The 15359-nt window shown below is 67.6% G+C and carries 15 protein-coding genes; 11 read left to right on the plus strand and 4 right to left on the minus strand.

The window, feature by feature from the left end; all coding sequences use genetic code 11:
* The 7 genes from EHF44_RS25265 to EHF44_RS25295 all read left to right on the plus strand — a co-directional run bounded on the left by EHF44_RS25265 (nt 1) and on the right by EHF44_RS25295 (nt 5983).
* Entirely contained in the window at nt 1-1977 is a 1977-nt protein-coding gene (locus EHF44_RS25265) for an FUSC family protein (RefSeq protein ID WP_124686417.1), read from the plus strand.
* On the plus strand, nt 1977-2186 hold the full coding sequence (locus EHF44_RS25270; RefSeq protein WP_124686769.1) for a DUF1656 domain-containing protein: 210 nt from the start codon (nt 1977-1979) through the stop codon (nt 2184-2186). Before EHF44_RS25265 ends, EHF44_RS25270 begins: the two co-directional genes overlap by 1 nt.
* Nucleotides 2183-3154 carry an efflux RND transporter periplasmic adaptor subunit gene (locus EHF44_RS25275; protein WP_172966181.1) on the plus strand — a complete coding sequence of 324 codons (972 nt, stop codon included), beginning with the start codon at nt 2183-2185 and terminating at the stop codon, nt 3152-3154. Before EHF44_RS25270 ends, EHF44_RS25275 begins: the two co-directional genes overlap by 4 nt.
* Nucleotides 3151-4599, plus strand: coding sequence for an efflux transporter outer membrane subunit (locus EHF44_RS25280; RefSeq protein ID WP_124686418.1), 1449 nt, complete (start codon nt 3151-3153; stop codon nt 4597-4599). Before EHF44_RS25275 ends, EHF44_RS25280 begins: the two co-directional genes overlap by 4 nt.
* A 140-nt stretch (nt 4600-4739) precedes the next feature.
* The gene (locus EHF44_RS25285; protein WP_124686419.1) at nt 4740-5024 is read left to right on the plus strand and encodes a hypothetical protein; all 285 of its coding nucleotides are present in this window, start codon (nt 4740-4742) and stop codon (nt 5022-5024) included.
* A 421-nt stretch (nt 5025-5445) separates the two neighbouring features.
* Nucleotides 5446-5700, plus strand: a complete 255-nt coding sequence (locus EHF44_RS25290; RefSeq protein ID WP_253700211.1) for an isochorismatase — start codon at nt 5446-5448, stop codon at nt 5698-5700.
* Nucleotides 5701-5728: 28 nt separating this feature from the next.
* Nucleotides 5729-5983 (plus strand): translation initiation factor 1, encoded by a 255-nt coding sequence (locus EHF44_RS25295; protein ID WP_124686421.1) that lies wholly within the window; start codon nt 5729-5731, stop codon nt 5981-5983.
* Nucleotides 5984-6006: 23 nt separating this feature from the next.
* Here the strand turns inward: EHF44_RS25295 and EHF44_RS25300 are convergent, their stop codons facing one another.
* The 4 genes from EHF44_RS25300 to EHF44_RS25315 form a co-directional block, all read right to left on the minus strand.
* Nucleotides 6007-6744 (minus strand): aspartate/glutamate racemase family protein, encoded by a 738-nt coding sequence (locus tag EHF44_RS25300; RefSeq protein WP_124686422.1) that lies wholly within the window; start codon nt 6742-6744, stop codon nt 6007-6009.
* An 18-nt stretch (nt 6745-6762) separates the two neighbouring features.
* Entirely contained in the window at nt 6763-8181 is a 1419-nt protein-coding gene (hydA, locus tag EHF44_RS25305; RefSeq protein WP_124686771.1) for a dihydropyrimidinase, read from the minus strand.
* 26 nt (nt 8182-8207) lie between these two features.
* Nucleotides 8208-8936 carry a maleate cis-trans isomerase family protein gene (locus tag EHF44_RS25310; RefSeq protein ID WP_124686423.1) on the minus strand — a complete coding sequence of 243 codons (729 nt, stop codon included), beginning with the start codon at nt 8934-8936 and terminating at the stop codon, nt 8208-8210.
* Nucleotides 8937-9021: 85 nt separating this feature from the next.
* The gene (locus tag EHF44_RS25315) at nt 9022-10320 is read right to left on the minus strand and encodes an MFS transporter (protein WP_124686424.1); all 1299 of its coding nucleotides are present in this window, start codon (nt 10318-10320) and stop codon (nt 9022-9024) included.
* A gap of 192 nt (nt 10321-10512) precedes the next feature.
* Between EHF44_RS25315 and EHF44_RS25320 the strand changes: the two genes are divergently transcribed.
* The 4 genes from EHF44_RS25320 (at nt 10513) to EHF44_RS25335 (ending at nt 15346) form a co-directional block, all read left to right on the plus strand.
* Nucleotides 10513-11244 (plus strand): GntR family transcriptional regulator, encoded by a 732-nt coding sequence (locus EHF44_RS25320; RefSeq protein ID WP_124686425.1) that lies wholly within the window; start codon nt 10513-10515, stop codon nt 11242-11244.
* Nucleotides 11245-11443: 199 nt separating this feature from the next.
* On the plus strand, nt 11444-12151 hold the full coding sequence (locus EHF44_RS25325) for a gluconate 2-dehydrogenase subunit 3 family protein (protein WP_124686426.1): 708 nt from the start codon (nt 11444-11446) through the stop codon (nt 12149-12151).
* A 133-nt stretch (nt 12152-12284) separates the two neighbouring features.
* On the plus strand, nt 12285-14054 hold the full coding sequence (locus EHF44_RS25330) for a GMC family oxidoreductase (RefSeq protein WP_124686427.1): 1770 nt from the start codon (nt 12285-12287) through the stop codon (nt 14052-14054).
* An 11-nt stretch (nt 14055-14065) separates the two neighbouring features.
* Nucleotides 14066-15346, plus strand: a complete 1281-nt coding sequence (locus tag EHF44_RS25335) for a cytochrome c (RefSeq protein ID WP_216643997.1) — start codon at nt 14066-14068, stop codon at nt 15344-15346.
* Nucleotides 15347-15359 lie beyond the last annotated feature (13 nt).

Below are 15359 nucleotides of genomic sequence, written 5' to 3' on the forward strand. Positions count from 1 at the left end.
ATGATGAGCTGGCCGTCGGCCCGGGACTGGGTCTTTTCCTTCAAGGCGTTCGCCGCCGCCATGCTGGCGCTCTGGATCGCGATGTATCTGGGGCTGCCGCGTCCGTACTGGGCGATGGGGTCGGTCTACATCGTCGCCCATCCGCTCACCGGCGCCACGCGCTCCAAGGCGCTGTACCGCGTGCTGGGCACGCTGATCGGCGCCGCCGCCGGCGTGGCCATGGTGCCGCCGCTGGTGAACTCGCCGCCGCTGCTGATGGCCGCCGTGGCCGTCTGGGTGGCCTGCCTGCTGTATGTGGCGCTGATGCACCGCACGCCGCGCAGCTACGTCTTCATGCTGGCCGCCTACACGCTGCCGCTGATCGCGCTGCCTTCCGTGGACAACCCCGGCGCCGTGTTCGACCTTGCCGTGGCCCGTGCCGAGGAAATCTGCCTGGGCATCCTGTGCGCGGCCGTGGTGGGCGCGGTGGTGTTTCCGGCCAGCGTCGCCAACGTGCTGCGCGACAAGTCGCGCCAGTGGATGGCCGACGCGGCGCTGTGGGCCGGGGACATGCTGTCGCCGACGCCCGGCGCGGCAGTGTCGCGCCACCACAGCCGCCACCGCCTGGCGGCCGACATCCTTGCCCTCGACCAACTGATCAGCCAGCTTGGCTACGACGCCGAAAGCGCCGCACGGGTGCGTGCCGCCCGCGAACTGCGCGGCCGCATGACGATGCTGCTACCGGTGCTGTCGTCGCTGGCCACGATCGTCGAATCGCTGCAGGCCGCCGGTGGCGTGCCGGCGCCGCTGGCCGCGCAGATGCGGGCCGTGCGCGACTGGATCCAGGCCGGCGCGGCCGATGGTGCGCGGCCGGTCCTGTCGCCCACGCCGCTCCAGCCGGGCTGGGACGCGGCGCTGGTTGCCGCCGCCGAAGACCGGCTGCAGCAGATGCTGGCGCTCTGGCACGATTGCGTGACGCTGTGCCGCCGCCTGGGCGACAAGCACATCGAGGGCCAGTGGGTGCCCGAATTCCTGCGCTGGGAAGTGGGCCGCGCGCGCCACTACGACCACGGCATGCTGCTGTTCTCGGTGGTCACCGTGGCGCTGGCGATCTACGCGATGGGCATGGTCTGGATCCACACGGGCTGGGCCGATGGCGCCGGTGCCGTGGCGCTGGGCGCCATCTCGTGCTGCTTCTTTGCCGCGCTGGACGAACCGGCGCCGATGATCCAGTCGTTCTTCAACTGGAACCTGGTCTGCCTGCTGATCTCGCTGGTGATGCTGTTCGCGGTGCTGCCGGTGGCGCACGACTTCGAGATGCTGGTGCTGATGTTCGCGGTGCCGTACCTGATCATCGGCCTGCTCGTGGCGCAGCCGCGCCTGGCGATGATCGGCATGCCGCTGGCCGTGGTCACCGCCAACGACATCGGCATCCAGGGCGCCTACAGCGCCAACTTCCAGTCGTTCCTGAACAGCAATGTGGCGGGCATCGCCGGCATCGCGTTCGCGCTGGCGTGGACGCTGGTGGTGCGGCCGTTCGGCACCCGCGCCGCCACGCGCCGGCTGGTGCGGGCGGGGTGGAGCGACATCGCCGAGAACGCGCTGGGCAGCGACCCCGGCTCGCATACGCGGCTGCGCGCCCGGATGCTCGACCGCCTGGCGCAACTGGTGCCGCGGCTGGCCGCCAGCGCCAGCGAGGTTTCGTCCGACGGCTTCAGCGAGGTGCGCGTGGAACTGACCGCGCTGGCGCTGCAACGCGAGATGCCGGCCATGCCCGACGATGCCCGCCACGCGGTGCGGCGCGTGCTGCGCAGCATTGCCGGCTACTACAAGGCGCGGCTCGATGGCACGGCCGACGCGCCGCCGCCCGCGCTGCGCACCCGGCTGGACAACGCCCGGCAGAAGGTGCAGTCGCCCGTGGCGCTGGCCGCGCTGGTCGACATGCAGGTGGCCCTGTTTCCGCCGGCTGTGCCGGCAACCGTTTCCGGAAAAGCATGATGCCCGGTGAAATCAGTCTCTATGGCGTGTTCATCCCCAGCCTGCTGGTGTGGATGCTCGTCGCGTTCGTCATCACGAGCGGGGCCCGCGCGGTGCTGTCGCGCGTGGGGTTCTACCGGCTTGTCTGGCATCGGTCCCTCTTCAATCTGGCGCTGTACGCCATCGTCCTCGGTGGCGTGGTGGCGCTGGTTCCTTCGCTGCAATCATGAAACTCAGACTCTCTTCGCTCGGGCCGGTCGTGCTGACGCTGGCCGTCACCGCCGCTGGCGCGGTTGTCGTCAAGCACCTGTGGGACTACTACACGGTGGCCCCGTGGACCCGTGACGGGCATATCCGCGCCGACGTGGTGCAGGTGGCGCCCGACGTCTCGGGGCTGGTCACGCACATCGCCGTCAAGGACAACCAGTATGTGAAGGCCGGCGACGTGCTGTTCGAGATCGACCACGAACGCTACGCGCTGGCGCTGCGCCAGGCCGAGGCCACCGCCGCGGCCGTGCGCGCCAATCTGGCCCAGGCGCGGCGCGAGGCATCGCGCAGCCAGAAGCTGTCCGAGGTGGTGTCCAAGGAAATCATCGAGGAAGGGCTGGCCAAGGTGCAGCAGGGCGAGGCCCAGCTGGCGCAGGCCGATGCCGCCATCGGCGTGGCGAAGCTGAACCTGGCGCGCACCAGGGTGCTGAGCCCGGTGGAAGGCTACGTCAACGACCGGCTGCCGCGCCTGGGCGACTACGTGGTGACCGGCAAGCCGGTGCTGTCGATGGTCGACGCCCGGTCGTTCCACGTGGAAGGCTATTTCGAGGAAACCAAGCTGCATGGCATCCATATCGGCAGCCCGGTGGACATCCGCATCATGGGCGAGAAGCGCGTGCTGCATGGCCATGTGCAGAGCATCGCGGCCGGTATCGAGGATCGCGACCGCACCAATGGCTCGAACCTGCTGCCCAACGTGAACCCGACGTTCAACTGGGTGCGTCTGGCGCAACGCGTGCCGGTGCGCATCCACTTCGACCAGATGCCGGCGGACGTGCGTTTGGTGGCGGGCCGCACCGCGACGGTGTCCGTCAAGGACGGCGGCCAGACGGCCGACAAGCCTGCCGCGCCGGCCGCGGCACGCGATGCCGCTGAAGACAAGGTCGCGCTGGCCGGCAAGGGCGCGCCCGCAACCGGAGTGCTGCAGTGAATCGCCTTGCCCGTGCCACGCTGGCGGCCATGATGCCGCTGGCGCTGGCCGCCTGCATGACCGTTGGCCCCGACCACAAGGTGCCCGACGCGGCGGCCGTCAAGTCGGCCGCGGCCAACGGCCCGTTCGCCCATGCCGACAGCGACGCGGTGTCGATTGCCGACGTGCCCACCGACTGGTGGCGCCTCTACGACGACCCCCGCATCGACGAACTCGTGCAGCAGGCGCTGGTCGCCAACACGGACCTGCGCGTGGCGGCGGCCAACCTGAAGCGGTCGATCGCCGTCTACCACGAGGTGGAAGCCGAGAACCTGCCCGAAGCGAAGTTCCGCGCCAGCGCCGAGCGCGGCCAGATTGCCGGCGAGCCGCTGCTGCACGAGGAGAAGATCCCGGCGATGAACTTCGGCGACATCGGCTTCGAGGTGTCGTACCTGATCGACTTCTGGGGCAAGCTCAAGCGCGCCGACGAGGCCGCGCTGGCGGCCGCGCAGGCCAGCCATGCCGCGCTGGACCAGGCGCGCGTGGGCGTGGTGGCCGAGACCGTGCGCGCCTACGTGCAGGGCTGCACGGCCACGCACGAGTTGCACGTGGCCCAGCATCAGCTCGATCTGCAGGAACGCGGCGTGAAGCTGGCGCAGAAGCTGGTCGACGCCGGACGCGGCCAGCCGACCGACTTGCTGCGCGCCCAGGCCCAGGCCGACACGCTGCGCGCCGTGCTGCCCCGGTATCGCGCCGAGCAGGAGGGCGCGGCCTACCGGCTGGCCGTGATGCTGGGCAAGCCGCCGATGGCGCTGGACGTCAAGAGCGTGGCCTGCGAGCACGTGCCCGCGCTGAAGCAGCCGCTGCCCGTGGGCGACGGCACGGCACTGCTCAAGCGGCGCCCGGACGTGCGGCAGGCCGAGCGCGAGCTGGCATCGGCCACCGCGAAGATCGGCGTGGCGACGGCCGACCTGTACCCGCAGATCCGCATCGGCGCGTCGGCGGGCTTCACCGGCATCCTGGACCACCTGGGGCAGGCGCCGACGGCCCACTGGGGCTGGGGCCCGGCGATCTCGTGGACGATTCCCACCAGCGGCACGCGCGCGCGCATCCACAACATGGAGTTTGGCGCGGAAGGGGCGCTCGCCCATTTCGACGGCGTGGTGCTCAAGGCGCTGCGCGAGACGCAGGGCGCGCTGTCGGCCTACACCCACGAGCTGGAGCGCAACGCATCGCTGCGCGCCGCCCGCGACAAGGCCGACGAGGCCGCGCGCCAGAACCGCATGCTGTGGCAGGCCGGCCGCTCGCCGTACCTGCAGAGCCTGGACGCCGACCGCACGCTGGCCAACACCGACGCCGCGCTGGCCGCGTCCGACGCCCAGGTGGCGATGGACCAGATCAACCTGTTCCTGGCGCTGGGTGGCGGCTGGCAGAACGCGCCGGCGATTGCGGTGGTGACGCAGTAGGCCGTAGCGGCCGGAATGGGGCGCATCGGTCGGTTTCTGGCCGGTCCTGCCCCCGATCTGCCCGACTGGCGCGAATATCTCCCGTATCTCCGCAATCAGGCGTAGAGTGGGGCGACTACACACCCATCGGGAGATTTGCCATGGACGCCCGTCCTTCTGGAAACATCAACGGCTTCGACATCTACCCGCTGGTGTACAAGTACGACCCGCCGCGCGAATGGAACGAGCGCCGGCCGGACCGGTCCTACAGCGCTTCCGTGGTGATCTGCCGCGAAGGCGAAGTGCCCGGTGCCGAGAACGGCCGCGTCTTCGCCGTGCCCGACATCCAATGGGACGATCTGGGCCAGGCCAAGCGCGCTGCCGTGCGCCATGGCGAGGACATCGTGGCCGGCCTGGTGCCCGGGAAGTCGATCAGCGGATTGTGATCGCGCCACGCGGCAGGGCGCGGCGCCACGGGCGCCCGCCGGCCGTGCATCGCGATAGGTGGTATCATGCACGGCCTTGCAACGTGCCGATATCGCTCGGCGCCAAGGTGCGGCCGCCAGACATCGTCCTGAAAAAGCGCATGCGCGGCCTCTCGGGCTGGCACACGGCTGTTTCGCCGTGACAGTGCCCACAACTCTATCTGACCTGCGGCAACGCCCGCTCCGCGACTGACGCGCCCATTTCTGGCCGTCGGGCAGCGAAAGCCAGGTCCCTCTCACGCCAGTCTTCCGTCTCCGCCAACGCGCGCGAGCGGCACTGATTTTTTCCAATGGCTCCCGACGGCCGTCCAGCGCACACGCACGAACCGCGTGGTGCCCGATGACGCCACCCGATCGCGTGCCCCAAAGAGACAGGAACAATTTGAATCCAGGTATCACGCCGTTCACCGTTTCGGTGTACCCCATCCAGCAAGCCCCGGGCGTCTGGTTTGCCAACTACATGATCTCGGAGTACCGCAACGGCGCCGAGCATGTCGTCGCCAACGTGTCGATGCGGCACGCCACGCACCGCTCCGAAACCAAAGCCAAGCAGGCGGCCCGCCAGGCCGGCGAGCGTGTGGCCGTGCGCATGCGGCAGCAACACCATCGCGTCACCGAGCCAGGCCGCCTTGCCTGACCACCCGAACACCATAGGAGAACCAGCCATGTCGAACAACGAAGAATGGGAAGAACTGCACCTGACCCCGGGCGGATGGATCGCCGGCAGCTACCGCCGCACCCCGTGGCCCGGGGTCGACGTGGCGCCGCCGGAAACCGGCGTGCTGACGGTGCGCCGCCACGTGACGGCCACCTACTGCGGCCCGTCGCGCGCCGTGGAAGACCGCACGCCGACCACGCAGGACATGGCGCTCATCGAGTCGCTGCTGGCGCGCTTCGGCAGCCCGGAGTTCAGTATCTAGGTGGCTTGGCGCCACGCGCGCCGTCAGGCCAGCAATGACGCCAGCGCCGCAGGAAGTCCGCTGTTCGGCTTCCTTGGCGGCCTGGCAAAGCTGCCTTCCTGGCTGTGACCGGCGCGCAATGCCAGCAGCGACTCGCAATGGCGCACCGCGCTGCTGACCCCGTCCACCACCGGCACGGGTATCTTGCCCTGCAGGGCCCGCGCCAGCCCCGCAAGCGGCGCACCGGCGACAATAATGACGTCGGCACCATCTTCGCGGACTGCCCGCAGGCTCATGTCTTCGAGCGCACGCGTGTGGTCCTGCTGGACACTCCCGATGTCGCGCAACGGCGATTGCAACGATCGGATGCTCGCCAGCCGGGAGGCGAGCCCGTTGGCCGCCACGCACTCCCTGTACCACGCCTCGATGCGATGGGAGATCGCGATGATGGAAAAGCGCTGGCCGAGCAGGCATGCGCTGGCCAATGCGGCCTCGGTCATGCCCACGACCGGCACGTCGAACAGTTCCTTGATGCCGGCAAGGCCCGGATCACCAAATGCCGCGACGATGAGCCCATCGAAGGTGCCCGCGCGCTCGGCGGCCGCGCACGCCGTGGCGTAGCCGCCCACCAGGGCTTCGAATCGGGTTTCGATATAGGCCACGCCAAAGCTGGCAGTGGCCATGGTCAGGTGCGTGTCGGGCGACGCCGTGCGCTTTGCCTCTGCGTAGATGAGGTCGCTGACGGATTCGCTGATGTTGGGATTGACGATCAGGATATTCATGGCTGCCACTGTCATGCGTCAAAGCTCGGGTTGTCCTGCTTCCAGGAACCGCCCGCGTCCGGCGGTGGGCTCCAGGTACTCGCCATCCCGCACGATCATCTCGCCGCGAGAGAACGTGGTCATGGGCCAGCCCGTGACTTCCGTGCCTTCATAGGGCGTGTAGTCGACGGCATGGTGCAGATTGCGGTTGGTGATGCGCACCTTGCGCTCGGGATCCCACAACACGATGTCCGCGTCGGCGCCGATGGCGATGGTCCCCTTGCGCGGGTAGAGGCCATAGATTCTTGCCGGCCGGTATGACGTGAGCTCCACGAACTGGTGCAGGGACAGCTTGCCGCGCTGGACGCCATCGAACAGCAGCGGCAGCCGCGTCTCGATGCCGGGCACACCGTTGGGGATGTGGTCGAACGGTTGCGGGCCGCCGCCAAGCTTCTTGCCTTGCGGATCGTCATAGTTGAAGGGCGCGTGATCCGACGAGAACACGCTGAACACGCCGTTTGCCAGCGCGCGCCAGACGGCGGCCTGGTTCTCGGGATCGCGCGGCGGCGGGCTGCACACGCACTTGGCACCTTCGTAGCCATCGTCACCGGGCAGGCCCATGTCCTCGGCAGTGAGATAAAGGTATTGCGGGCAGGTCTCCGCCAGAATCTTCAGTCCCCGGCCCTGCGCCCAGCGAATCTGCTCGATGGCTTCCTTTCCCGACACATGGACGATCAGGATCGGCACGTCGACCAGTTCGGCGAACGAGATGGCACGATGGGTGGCTTCGCGTTCCACCACGGCCGGCCGTGCAAGCCCGTGGAAGCGCGGGGCCAGGCGGCCTTCGCCGGTCAGCTTGTCGGTCAGCCACGAGATGCAGTCGGCGTTCTCGGCATGCACCATCACCAGCGCCTGATTCTCGCGGGCCACGGCCAGGACTTCCAGCATTTCACGGTCGGACAGCTTCAGGTCGTCGTAGGTCATGTACACCTTGAACGAGCTGTAGCCCTGGCGGATGAGCGCGGGCAATTCCTCGCGCAGGACCGTGGGCGTGGCGTCGGCGACGATCAGGTGAAACGCGTAGTCGATCACGGCGCGGCCTTCCGCGCGATGGTGGTAATCGGCCACCGCGGCTTTCAGGGACTGTCCCTTTTCCTGCGCCGCGAAAGGGATGACGGTGGTCGTCCCCCCGCACACGGCCGCCCGGGTGCCGGTGAAAAAGTCGTCGGCCATGCGCATGCCCTCGGGCATGGGCTGGTCCAGGTGGCAGTGGCCGTCAACGCCGCCGGGCAGGGCCAGCAGGCCGGTGGCGTCGACTTCCTGCCGCGCGGCGGGCAAGCCGTGGCCAAGTGAAACGATCTTGCCGCCGCGTACGCCGATGTCGCAGCGGAAGCGATCGGAAGCGGTGACCACGTCCGCATTGCGGATCACGAGGTCGAGATTGTTGTCTGCAGTCATGGTCATCACTCTCCGGTGCTTCGCGCTTAGTGGACTTCCTGGAACAGGCGGCCCCAGCCCTTCACGTCGCGGGTGTCGACACCGGCCAGGCGCAGCGAACTCCAGACGACCGTGGAGATCGTGTCGTAGAGCGGGATGCCGGTCTCGGCCTCCAGCTCCTCGGCCAGGTGGGCCGCGTGCAGGTTCGTGCAGAACGTGGTGATGGCCTGCACGTTTTCCGCGGCAAGTTCGCGCACCATCCGGCGAATGGTGTCTGCTTCGACTTCGGCAAAGCTGTAGTTCACCTGGAGCCCCAGGTGGCGTTCGGCCGAACAATCGAAGCCGCTGCGCTGGTAGTTGGCCACGATGCGTTCCTGCACGTCGGCCAGGTACGGCGTGGCCAGCCCGAAGCGGCGCGCGCCCGTGATCTCCAGGATCTCGTTGAGCGCCAGCACCGAGGTGGTGGCCGGGATGCCCGTGGCTTCCGTGATCTGCCGGCACAGCGCCTGGTCTCGGTCGAAGCCGAGCCAGCCCGACGAGGTGCCGTTCCAGGCGATGACATCGACGCGGGCGTCGGCCAGCAGCCGGGCCGCCGCCAGGATCTTCTCCAGGTCGAACTGGCCCAGTGCCTGGTTGCTCAGCGAAATCTCGGTGACCGTGAAGCGCGAGAAATGCGCGCTGACGCCGGGCAGGCCGCTGACCATCGCACTGGTAATGGGCTCCAGCGCGGTGTTGGACGACGGCGTCAGCATGCCGAGACGGGTTTTCTTGCTCATGGTGGGTTCTCAGGAGTTGTCGGGCACTGTCTGGGCGCAGTGCCTCAAGTTGGTGTGGGTCTTGTTGTTCGGGGTGGTCGCTGAATCAGACCGGAAGCTTCTTCTCGTAGTCGATGGCCGTGGATGCCAGCAGCAGCCCGACGCCAGCGGCAGCAAAGAACATCAGGGCGAGGAAGTACGAGCCCGTGAACTGCACGATCATCCCGACGATGATCGGCACGGTGATGCCGCCGATGTTGCCGCCCAGGTTCATCACGCCGCCCAGGAAGCCGATCTTGTTCCGGGTGCCCAGGATCGACGGGATGCACCAGAACAGGCCGCACCAGCGCAGGAAGAACAGCGTGGAGGAGAGCAGGGCCACCACTGCGACCGGGTTCGTCACATACGCCACGGAGAAGATCGAGACCGTGGCGACCACGGCGGCAATGCCGAACAGCGTGCGCATCACCACGTTCGGCCGGCCGCCCGCTTCCTTCCACTTGTCGGCAATCCAGCCGCCGATCAGCTCGCCGATGAAGCCGCAGAAGAAGATGATGAAGCTGGCGCCGCCCATGGCCTTGATATCGAAGCCATGCACCTTGTTCAGGTAGTTCGGCATCCAGGTCAGCAGCCCGTAGAACACGGTGTTGAAGCACATCCAGCCGATGGCCATGCACCAGACCGAGCGGTACTTGAAGAAATCGAGCGACCGGCCCGACAGGTTTGCCGGCTCGGCACGGTTTTCATTGGCCTGGGCTTCCTCGATGTAGCGCGCTTCCAGCTCGTTGACGCCCGCATGCTCGCGCGGCGAGTTGCGGATGTACCACCATGCCATGGCCCCGGCGATGACGGTGCCCACGCCGGCCACCACGAAGGCCAGGCGCCACGACCCGAGTGCGGCAATCAGCCACGTAATGATGATGGCGCCCAGTGCCGCGCCCAGCGGGGCGCCGCCGTCCAGCAGCGTCGCGCCGCGGCCGCGTTCGTTCTGGGTCATCCAGATGGCATTGAGCTTGCCGCCCGCCGGGTAGATCGGCGCTTCGGCGGCGCCCAGGCCCAGGCGGGTCAGCAGCAGGGACGTGGCGTTGGTGCACACCGCGGCCAGCGCCTGGAACGCGCCCCAGAACACCGTGGCGGACGCAATCACGATGCGCGGCTTGTACTTGTCGGCCAGCATGCCCCCCGGCACCTGCATGAGGGCATAGGTCCAGAAGAACGAACTCAGGATCAGCCCCTGCATCGCGGGGCTGAGGTCGAACTCCTTGGCGATCAGTGGCATGGCCACGGACAGCGACGCGCGGTCGATGTAGTTGATGGCGATGAGGAACAGCATCATCAGGAAGATCTTCCAACGGACGCCGCTGCGTGCAGGGGTCATCGTGGCGGCCTGACTGGTGGGTGGCATGACGGGGGTCTCCTTGCTCCTGGGTACTGTGTTGTCTGGATGTTTCGTGTCAGGGTGTCGCGCAACTGGAGCGAGTATAGGATACGTAATCGGTAATTACAACGCCGCTAAGTTATTGAAAAATATAGATATAGAGTAAGCACCAATTCGGTGTGATAGTCTTCCGTCTGGTGCAGATTCCCCGTTCTGGTGATGTCCGTGACACAAGCGTTACCCAAAACCGCCCGCCTGCGCACGCTGGGCATGGCCGCCGAGATTGCGGCGCGTCTGCGCACGATGATCCAGGAGGGCGAGTTGCCTCCCGGGGCACGCATCGACGAGAAATCGCTGTGCGACGCCTTCGACGTTTCGAAGACGCCATTGCGCGAGGCGCTGAAGGTGCTGGTGGCCGAAGGGCTGGTGCTGCACCGGCAGTACATCGGCTATCGCGTGGCGCCGCTGGACCTGGACGAACTGCGGCAGACCTTCGAAACGCTGCACGGCCTGGAGGCGCATGCGGGCGAACTGGTCGCCAATCGGCTGGGCGATGCCGCGCTGGCAAGAATCGAGCGCAAGCACCAGGCCATGATCGACGCCCATGCGGCCGGCAAGCGTACCGACTACTTCCGCATCAACCAGGAAATCCACCAGATGATCGTCGACAGCGTCGGCAACGCCGTGCTGTCGGGGATCTATGCAACGCTGATGAGCAAGGTGCACCGCGCCCGTGGTGCCGCCAATGCCGACCAGTTGCGGTGGCAGGAGTCTCACGAAGAGCACGACGCCATCATGGCGGCGCTACGCGAGCCAGGGCGGCCGCGTCTGGCATCCATCCTCCGCGCGCATTCGGAAAACACCGCAAGGGAAGTGCTGCGCGTGGTCGAACAGAGCCTGGCCGAGCCCGGCGGCCGCGCCACCCACGTGCGCCGCGGCCGGGAATCCTGACGGTCCGGGGTCCGTCGGACGAGGGAGTCGCCATTGTCCCGTCCCATGCACAATTCATTAGCAATCAAATCATTGCATTCCATAACAATTTGGATGTACGATGACCGACCTTTTCCAGCGTGAGACGGGTCCGGGACGTCAATAGCGGCGCCAAACAGAGATCCGCGTGGGGACAACGCCTGATAACCACGGACCTCACATGTCTACGCCCCCGTTCTCACGTCGTGCCTTCCTGAAGGCGACCGCGGTTGCCGTGCCGGTCGCCACCATTCCGCTTCACGATCTCCGCGCCAAGGGCCTGGAGGACGTGCATCTGCAGCACTACCAGCCCGTCTTCTTCAGCGCGCCCGAGTGGCAGTTCATCCTGGCCGCCTGCGACCGCCTGATCCCGGCCGAAGGGAAGGGGCCGGGCGCGCTGGAAACCAATGTCCCCGTTTTCATCGACCAGCAGCTCAAGGGCGGCCTGGGCGACGACATCTACCTGCAGGGCCCGCACAACGTGGCCGCGCCCAAAACGCTGGGCTTCCAGCTGCCGTACGCGCCGCAGGACGTCTACCGGCGCGGCATCGCGCTGGTGCAGCAGGCGGCCACGGCTCGCCACGGCCAGCCGTTCCACCGCCTGTCGAGCGCCGACCAGGACGCACTGCTGACCGCGCTGCAGAAAGACACCATCGACTTCACCGCGCTGGGCGAGAGCAGCCTCAAGGCGTCGCAGTTCTTCTCGCAACTGCTTGGCGATACCAAGAACGGCTACCTGGCCGATCCGATGTACGGCGGCAACAAGGACATGAAGGCCTGGGTCGCCATTGGCTTCCCCGGCGCGCGCGCCCAGTACATCGAGTGGGTGGACCAGCACAACGTCCCCTATCCGCTGGGCCCCGTCAGCGTGAGCGGCAAGCGGGCCTGAGGGCCTGAGCGCTTGATCCCCTGAGCGCGCCAGCCGTCCGTCCGGCCGCTCCGTCCACTGTCTTTCCCAATTTCCGCGTGAGGCGCACCCGGCCGCGCCGTGGCCCGCTTCACGCCCAGCACAAGCACGTCATATGCCCCAGATCACCAACGACGACGTCGACGTCGTCATCGTCGGCCTTGGATGGGCCGGTTCGCTGATGGCCATCGAACTGGCCCAGGCCGGCCTCAAGGTGCGCGCGCTAGAGCGCGGCCCGGACCGGCCACCCGAGGACTTTGCCTACCCAAAGCCCGCCGACCAGTACGGCTATGCCACGCGCAACAAGGTCTTTGCCACGCCGCGCGATGCCGCGCTGACCGTACGCTACAAGCAGGACGAGACCGCGCTGCCCACGCGCAAGTGGGGCGCCTTCGCGCCCGGCACCGGCGTGGGCGGGTCGGGCCTGCACTGGACTGGCGTGCTGATCCGCCCGACGCCCACCGACCTCAAGCTCAAGACCTACGCCGACCAGGCCTACCGGCGCGGCACGCTCGACGCCGACATGCGCATCAAGGACTTTCCGTTCACGTGGGACGAGATCGAGCCGTACTACGACTTCTTCGACAAGGTCTGCGGCCTGTCTGGCAACACCGGCAACCTGCGCGGCCAGATCCAGCCCGGCGGCGACCCGTTCGAAGGCCCGCGCTCGAACCCGTATCCGCTGCCCGCGCTGGAAGACACGCTGAACTGTTCGATGTTCGCGGAGACGGCGCGCAAGCTGGGCTACCACCCGTTCCCGAACCCGTCGGCCAACGTGTCGCGGGCCTGGACCAACCCGTACGGCGCCCAGCTCGCTCCGTGCAACTACTGCGGCTACTGCAGCAAGTACCCGTGCCTGAACTACTCGAAGGCGTCGCCGCAGACCACCGTGCTGGATGTGGTCAAGCGCATGCCGAACTTCTCGTACCGCGTGAACGCCAACGTGATCCGCGTGGACCTGCACAAGGACCGCAAGACCGCGCGCGGCGTGACCTACATCGACGAGCACGGCAAGGAGGTGTTCCAGCCGGCAAAGATCGTCGTGCTGTCGAGCTTCCAGTTCGCCAACGTGCGGCTGATGCTGCTGTCGGGCATCGGCAAGCCGTACGACCCGGTGTCCGAAACCGGCACGGTGGGGCGCAACTACGCGTTCCTGAGCAACGGCGGCGCCACGCTGTTCTTCAAGGACAAGCACTTCAACCCGTTCGCCACGGCCGGCGCCACGGGCGAGATGTTCAACGACATCTCGCCGGGCAACTTCGACGGCCCGTCGCTGGGCTTCATCGGCGGCGCCAAGATCCATAGCTCGCAGGCAACCGGCGCGCCCATCGGCACGGCGCTGCCGCCCGGCACGCCAGGCTGGGGCAAGGGCTGGAAGGAGGGCATGGTGGACTGGTACGGCCGCTCGATGAAGATCAGCATCACGACCACGTGCATGTCGTACCGCGGCCACTACCTGGACCTGGACCCGCGCTACAAGGACCCGTGGGGCCAGCCGCTGCTGCGCATGACGTTCGACTGGCGCGAGAACGAGCTGAAGCTCCAGCGCTACCTGCGCGAGATCGTGCTGAAGATTGCAAAGGAGATGAAGCCGGACGTGATGTCGGAGAGCTTCCTGGCGCTCGATTCGCACTGGGACATCACCAAGTACGTGTCGACCCACAACGTGGGCGGCGCGATCATGGGCATGTCGCCGCGCGACTCGGCGCTGAACCGCTACCTGCAGTCGTGGGACGTCCACAACGTCTTCGTGCCCGGCGGCAACGCGTTTCCGCAGAACTTCCAGGCCAATCCCACCGCCACGATCGGCGCCATCACGCTGATGGCCGCGGACGCCATCAAGAAGCAGTACCTCAAGAACCCGGGACCGCTGGTGCAAGCCTGACCGAGACGACCATGACCCTTTTCCGTTCCCTCTTCAATGCCGCCGCGACCGCCGCGGCCATGGCCGCCACGTTAGGCGCGGCGTCGTCGGCGCTGGCCGCCTCGGACCCGGCGCTGATCCAGCGCGGCGCCTACCTGGCCCGCGTGGGCGACTGCATGGCCTGCCACAGCGCGCCGGGCAAGCCCGCGTACAGCGGCGGCCTGCCCATCGACAGCGGCCACGGCATCATCTACGCCACCAACATCACGCCCGACCGCCAGCATGGCATCGGCCAGTACACCGAGAAGCAGTTTGCCGACGCGGTGCGCAAGGGCGTGCGCGCCGATGGCCAGCACCTGTACCCGGCCATGCCGTACCCGAACTACCGCAAGGTGACGGACGCGGACATCCACGCGCTCTACGCATTCTTCATGGAAGGCGTGGCGCCCAGCAGCGCGCAGCCGCCCCAGACCAGCATGGACTTTCCGTTCAACCTGCGCTGGGGCATGGCGGTGTGGAACTACGTGTTCACGTCGGACAAGCCGTTCCAGCCGCGCGCGGCCTGGACCGACCAGGTCAAGCTCGGCGCCTACCTGGTGGAAGGGCTGGGCCACTGCAGCAGCTGCCACACGCCGCGCGGCATCGCCATGAACGAGAAGGCCGATTCCAGCGCCGACGCGCAGTACCTGGCCGGCGGCGATCTGAACGGCTGGCCCGTGCCGTCGCTGCGCGGCATGCCGCACTGGACCGACCAGGACATCGTCGACTACCTGCTGACCGGCCGCAACCGCACGGCGGCCGTGGCGGGCGAGATGACGGCCGTGGTCGAGCACAGCACCTCGCATATGCGTCCGGTGGACCTGTCCGCGATTGCGGCCTACCTGAAGAGCCTGCCGCCGGTGCCGGCCGCGTCCGCCGCCGTGAAGCCGCAGGGCGCCGACGCCACGATCCGCAAGCTGACCGCGGCCAGGAACCTGACGCTGGGCGAGCGGCTGTATCTCGACAACTGCGCGGCCTGCCACTTCGTGACGGGCAAGGGCGCCGAGCGCGTGTTCCCGCGCGTGGACGGCGCCACCGTCGTCAACGCCGACAGTCCGACCGCGCTGGTCAACGTGATCCTGGCCGGCGCGCGCACGCCGTCCACGGCCAAGGCGCCGTCGATCCTGGTGATGCCGGGTTTTGCCCATCGGATGAACGATGCCGAAGTGGCCGAGCTGGCCACGTTCCTGCGGCAGGGATGGAGCAACCACGCGGCGCCCGTCACCGAGCGCAATGTGAAGGCCGTGCGCACGTCGCTGACGCCGGCGCACTGAGCGCCCGGCCAGC

The organism is Cupriavidus pauculus, assembly GCF_003854935.1.
GTDB classification, from domain to species: domain Bacteria; phylum Pseudomonadota; class Gammaproteobacteria; order Burkholderiales; family Burkholderiaceae; genus Cupriavidus; species Cupriavidus pauculus_C.